A 6,258-nucleotide genomic window follows, 5' to 3' on the forward strand; every position below is an offset into this window, starting at 1 on the left:
TAACAGCTGCGTCATCATACTAGAAATAAACAAAAAGCAGATACTTATGCTCTACTCCACTTCCTTAATCACCTTAGCCGGTACACCTGCAACAATGGTATTGTCTGGAACATCTTTTGAAACAATGCTGCCTGCTGCAACGATGGCGTTCTCGCCAATGGTTACACCTGGTAAAACAGTCGCTCCCGCACCTATCCAAGCGTTGCGCTTAACAAGAATCGGTTTTAAAATCAGACCGCGTCGCTGCTTAAGATTACTGGGATGATTGACTGTGATTAGATTGGCACGTGGGCCAATCAATACCTTATCCTCCAGAGTAATGCCACCAAGGTCGGTCAGCATAACATCCGTATTGATAAAGACTTCCTTACCTAGTCTGATATGGCGCCCAAAATCCGTCCGAAAAGGGAGTGTAATTTCAGTTGTCTCGTCCAATTCCTTCCCGATAATTTGCCCAATCAGGGTACGCACAGCTTCTTTATCCCGTTTGACCATGTTAAGGTCTTCCACCATAGGAAGTGTCTCAGCTGTCACTTCATGAATCTCTCTATATACCGGCGAGTCCTTTTTAATGACTTCTCCTGAAGTCATATAATCTGCTAATGTTTTTGTCATTTTCCCTCCTTAAATTATCTATAAAAATAGCGAGACAAAAGCCTCACAAACACTGGAAGTAGATGAAGCTCCCAAACTTACCTACCCCTCATTGCTACTGACATGGTCCTTATCCAGTGAAAACAGCACAGCAGCTCAAACTAGTCCAGCTTTATTAAAATCAGTTTATCACAGCAATCTTTATATAGCAAATGCTTATATTTAATGTAAACTATAGTTTAAAAGCATATGAAAAGCGGCATTAAAGCTGTTTTACTCATTCCCCTTTCCGTTTTGACGAATGCTTTCTTTTTAGTAACGGGGTTTTCCTATTGCTTGTTTTTGAACGGGTTATTTGAAAACTCTCGTCAAGCCGCCGGCATACTTCCTCATAAGGAACCGTGCCATCCAGCAGCATTGATATCCAGTTCCATTTTTTGCTTGGAAATCCTCGCAGATAGCCCGGCTGCTGCATTAAAAAATCCGCAAAATCGGCATCTTTCGGTTTTACCGAAAGAACGTCTGCAGTCCCTTCTCCAGCAAGACCAAAGGTACTATATTCCTTTGCAATGAATACCGCAAACCATTTACCAGTATCCGCATGGCGTAAAACAGCATAATCTTCTCGGCGAAAGGGAAGCTCCTCAGCCTCCACCTGATACCTTTGCTTGGCATAAGCTTCCAGTTTTTCCCGCATTGTCTTTTTGCCCATTGCAGCACCTCCGTCATCAGAATAGATCTTTCTTTAAAGCTAAAACTTCAACTAATTGTTTCAATTTTTGAAAAAGATTTATCGCAAATTGTGTCACGCCAAATGTAAAAAACCAAAAAAACAGCATTAAATAATTATTTTCAAAAAACGAACCATATCTTTCCATGCCGTTTCAGATTGCTGTTGATTAAATTCATTAAAACAATCATGTGTAAAACCATGCATACAACCTGTATAAACTTTTTTCTGAACCTGTACTCCGGCCTTCTGAAGATTATTGTAAAATTCTACTTCTTCTTCAGCTAATGCATCGTATTCTGCAATGAGAACAAATGTAGGCGGAAATAATTCACCTGGTGCATTGCAAGGACTAGCCAGCCACTCTGTTGGATCGGCATCTTTATCAAAATACCAATGATAGTATTGCTGCATACGTGATACAGGTATAGCTTTGTTTGGATCAATTGCCTTGCGAAACTCAGGGTTCTTATCCTGACGTAACACAGCATAGTCAACAATCATACATTTAAAATCAATTGATTCATCATTAGATGCTAATATTGCCAGTGCTGCAGACATATAACCGCCCGCACTATGACCCATTACTGACACACTTTTATTATTCAATCGATATTTAGATGAGTCAGCCACCATCTGCTTTAAAAAGCTAAAACTAGAGATAATAGGCAAGGGATACTTATATTCTGGCGCAACAGGATAATCAACATTTATAACCGCAGCTCTAACTTCATCAGCTAGATACTGGCAGTATTTCCCATCCTGTTCACAATATGCTAGTACCATTCCGCCGCCATGGAAATTAAATATAATCGGAAGATTATCAGTACCGTTATAATTAGCTGGTCTATAAATATACCCATCAACATATCCAGCTTCCTTGGTAAAATAAGAAACTTTCTCAGATTTGCCGGTCAATCTTTCCTGTTTTATCATATCTGCATATTTGATTTCCTTATCTTTTCGATACTCAAAAATTGTAAGATCTTCCTCTCGCATATTATTCTAGTTCCTTTCTAATATAATCAAGCCAATTATAAACCAATGGGAGCCATAGAGCAATTCGGCTGTTAATCTCTGAACTATTTTTGGCATATAGTTTATTACTGATAGATAATCCGTGCTGACCACCACTAAAAAGATGATACTCAGCTTCAATGCCAAATCTCTGGACTTCTGAAATAAAATCTGTCGTCATTCTTGCAGATGTTACCTCATCCCCAGTAGTATGCCAAGCAAAAATTGGAGAAGTATCTTTAGAAATAAATCGAATAAGCTCGTGTTCTTTCCTTTCAATAGTCGTAGGCTCTGTATGCCCATACAGACATAATTCCATCAATTCTGACTGTTTTCGAAGTTCAACTTTTGGATGTTCTAATAACGGCCCTTCTAACATTGGATAACCTAAAATACAACCTGTCAACTTTAAGTCATCGCCATTCGGTGTAAACGACAAATTCTCAGTAAAATAAGAATCATTCCACCTCGTCGCAACAGTACCGACAATATGCCCTCCTGCTGAAAAACCTGTCGCAAAAATGGCATTAACATCTATATTCCATGCCTCAGCATTTTTTCTAATAAGATGTATTGTTTCTAGCAACTGCACGATTTGTTTTGGATAATAGGCGCTCTCATCAATGTGAGGACAATCACTTATCAAACTTTCTCTATCTTTTAGAAAAGTGGAATATCTCAGTACAAAGCATGAGTAGCCCTGTGAAAGAAATTGAGAGGCAACTGCCTCCCCTTCTTTAATTGCTGATATAAGATATGCTCCTCCTGGGCAAATAATCATAGCTGGACGCTTTTTGTGAACGTTATATGAAATATCTGAATCAAGTGAGTAAACTTCAACATATGCTGTCTTGCTTTCATTTAAATATACTTTATCATGGATCATTAGGTTAACCTCTTACAGCTGGCTCATCTTTATCAAAGCCAAATAAATAGGTTACAAGAGCTGCAACAGTAAGTGCAATAATTGATGCAATTGTACCATTAACGATATTAGATGTTGAGCGGCCAAGGAAGGCAAATAGTGCTGTAACACTTGAAGAAGGAACCAGTGTCGCAGATACGACTTTCGTAAGGCCTCCGTATAGTCCGCCAACAAAACCACCAGCCATTAAACCATAAAATGGTTTTTTATATTTTGTACAAATACCATAAATTGTCGGTTCGGATGTGCCTGCTATCAAAGCTGTCAAAGCGTAACCTGCGGCTAATGATTTTTCATCTTTATCTTTTAAACGGAAGAATGCGCCAATACCAACACCCATTACAGAGAAACTTGCATAGCACAATGCTGGTGCTGAAAATCCATCCCAACCTTGAGTTGCAAAAATCTGGAAGAGAGTCACAATCAATACCATATGCATTCCTGTCATAACTAAAATTGGATACAATGCTGCAATTATAGCAATGCCAAGGAAGCTAACATATCCATCAAGAGTTAATAGCCCCTTTACGACATAATTACCAATGAAGGCGCCTGCTGGAGCAAGCAAACATAAAGACAGAGGAACCATAACAAGTAACGTAAATGCTGGTGCAAACACGCTTCGGATAGATTGAGGAACATGAGTGTTAAAAAAGCGTTCCACATAGCTCATTACCCAAACTGAAAGAATAGCTGGGAGAATAGAACTTGAGTAGTCGGATAGATACATTGGTATTCCAAAAATGTCAAATGGTTTACCTTCAGTAACAATACCGATTAAAGTCGGATGAATGAGCACTGCCCCCATCAAAATACCGAGAACAGGTGTAACATTAAATTTCTTGGCCGCTGTATAACCAACAATAACAGGAAAGAAATAAAAGCCGGCATCGCCAACAAAAGTGAGAACAGTATAGATATGACTATCAGCCGCTAAAACCTTCAGCATATCTGGACCCAAAATGGCTGCAGACATTTTGAAAAAAGCACAGGCTACAATAGCTGGAATAACTGGACCCATTGTTCCTGATATTGCATCTAAAATGCCACTACCGAGAGACTTTAAAGTGATTTTTCTATCTATGTTCTCATCTACATAGTAGTCCTCTTTCTTTTGATTTTCCAGTTTCAACTCTTTTGAAACTTCAGCAAAAACTTTTTCAACATCCGTACCAATGATAACTTGGAACTGCTCTCCAACCTTCATTGCACCGAGAATATCGGGTATAGCCTTCACTTTTTCAACATCAATATGAGTATCAAATAAATTGAATCTTAGGCGTGTAGCACAGTGTAAAACTTGTTTAATGTTATTCTCTCCTCCGACCGCTTCAATGACTTGTTTAGCTAATGCATTATAATTTTTGTTAGTCATAACTTTTCTCCTTTTTGAACTTGTTACCGTTTACATTTATATAATAAACATTTTTACTAATTAAGTCAACAATTTTACTAAAAGTTTCAAAAAAATAGAACTTACTTAACGGAAATTCTATGTTGTTCTATTTTGCTCTATTGATACAGGTACAATAGCTTCAGAGGTCTTTTGCCCTCCTTCAATTATTTCAACTAATTGAGCAATGGCTATTTGTGCAATTTGCTCAGTATTTTCTCTAATGAAGGAGAGTTTTGGGAAGGTATATTCACTTAAATTATCATTACCGTAACCAATGATCTTTATCTTCGAAGGCACATTAATACCTAAATCAGATGCTACTTGTAAACATTTCGTTGCTAAAGAATAAGATTCAGCAAATAATCCATCTGCATCTGGATTATCAATAAACATTTGTGATATAACACTTGGTATATTCTTTTTCCTTTCACTGAAACCAGTAAAGTACTCAGCTACTCCTACACCAAGTTCCCTTGCAGTCTCCTCAAATCCTCTATAACGTTCGTCTTTGTTCTTACCTACTTGATATCCAGAAATATATAATAAGTTTCTGCAGCCTTTACTAAATAAATGCTTAGCTGCGAGAACACCTGCCATGTAATTATCAGATCTCACGACTGGAATTTTTTCATTTAATTGATGTCCAATTGTAACCACTGGAAGTGAATCATCTATAACGACATCACTGGTAAAACTGCCATAAATAATGCCATTTATTTTTCTAGCTTTCAAATGATCTAATAAAGCTTCTTCTTTTTCACTATCAAACAGCGAACTGCAGATCATCAAACTATAACCATAGCTATAGGCTGCAGCCTCAAGGTAGGATGCTAATATGCTGTAATAGGCAATATTAGAAAGAGGGAGCACTGCAGCAATAATCTTAAAATCTAACTCTTCAAATGCCTGTAAATCAGCAGGAAGAGTATAGCCTAAGTCTTTCGCTGCTTGATGTACTTTTTGGATGGTATCTTTAGAAAAAGAGCCTTTTTTATTTAAAATCCTCGAAACTGCTGCTTTTGAAATACCTACTTCATCTGCAATATCCTGAATTGTTGCCATAAGGTCAGCTCCTTGTTTACTATTGTTTACTTAAGTATACTATATTTTAAAAAGATAATAAACTAAAACTTACAGACTCTAAAATATCATGCTAAATCCATGATATTAGGCATTTTATGAGAACGTCTATTTGGGAAAAATTTTTATCGAAAGAAAAATCATTTCTAACAACTACAAATATAGACTTTACCTTTTTAACTATTTCTTAACTGTTGAATTCTTTTTTTACGATTAAGAAATCCCTTAATTTCAAAGAATAAAAGTTTGAGTTTTCTGGGATAATCGAGTAGGGTCTAACTACTAGTAGCCCCTCTCACACCACCGTACGTGCCGTTCGGCATACGGCGGTTCCATTGACTTATCGCATGTCGCTCCATGTAATAATCTACACCCCTCGTTTTGTGAGAACTGGTTTTGATATAGCACGTTTAAGAACCGATTTGTGAGCAACCAATTGATAGTGGTCACCCCAGCCCGATACCTTATCGGCTAACCACCTAGGAACGCCTAATTTAAGCAATCCCCAACGTCGTT

General features: G+C 37.6%; 6 protein-coding genes and 1 pseudogene. All 7 read right to left on the bottom strand.

The window, feature by feature from the left end:
* Positions 1 to 51 precede the first annotated feature (51 nt).
* The gene (locus AB3329_RS03565) at positions 52 to 615 is read right to left on the bottom strand and encodes a DapH/DapD/GlmU-related protein (protein WP_368394369.1); all 564 of its coding nucleotides are present in this window, start codon (positions 613 to 615) and stop codon (positions 52 to 54) included.
* Between the two features lie 256 nt (positions 616 to 871).
* A complete protein-coding gene (locus AB3329_RS03570) occupies positions 872 to 1,306 on the bottom strand; it encodes an MmcQ/YjbR family DNA-binding protein (RefSeq protein ID WP_368394370.1) in 435 nt (144 codons plus the stop codon).
* A gap of 126 nt (positions 1,307 to 1,432) precedes the next feature.
* Positions 1,433 to 2,323, bottom strand: coding sequence for an alpha/beta hydrolase (locus AB3329_RS03575; RefSeq protein WP_368394371.1), 891 nt, complete (start codon positions 2,321 to 2,323; stop codon positions 1,433 to 1,435).
* 1 nt (position 2,324) lies between these two features.
* Complete coding sequence (locus AB3329_RS03580) at positions 2,325 to 3,227, bottom strand: alpha/beta hydrolase (protein ID WP_368394372.1); 903 nt, start codon at positions 3,225 to 3,227, stop codon at positions 2,325 to 2,327.
* Positions 3,228 to 3,231: 4 nt separating this feature from the next.
* Entirely contained in the window at positions 3,232 to 4,641 is a 1,410-nt protein-coding gene (locus tag AB3329_RS03585) for a PTS transporter subunit EIIC (RefSeq protein ID WP_368394373.1), read from the bottom strand.
* A 117-nt stretch (positions 4,642 to 4,758) separates the two neighbouring features.
* Complete coding sequence (locus tag AB3329_RS03590; protein ID WP_368394374.1) at positions 4,759 to 5,724, bottom strand: LacI family DNA-binding transcriptional regulator; 966 nt, start codon at positions 5,722 to 5,724, stop codon at positions 4,759 to 4,761.
* Between the two features lie 293 nt (positions 5,725 to 6,017).
* A pseudogene (locus AB3329_RS03595) lies at positions 6,018 to 6,258 on the bottom strand (hypothetical protein); the annotation flags it as partial.

Source organism: Streptococcus huangxiaojuni (assembly GCF_040930515.1).
In the GTDB taxonomy this organism is placed as follows: Bacteria; Bacillota; Bacilli; order Lactobacillales; family Streptococcaceae; genus Streptococcus; species Streptococcus huangxiaojuni.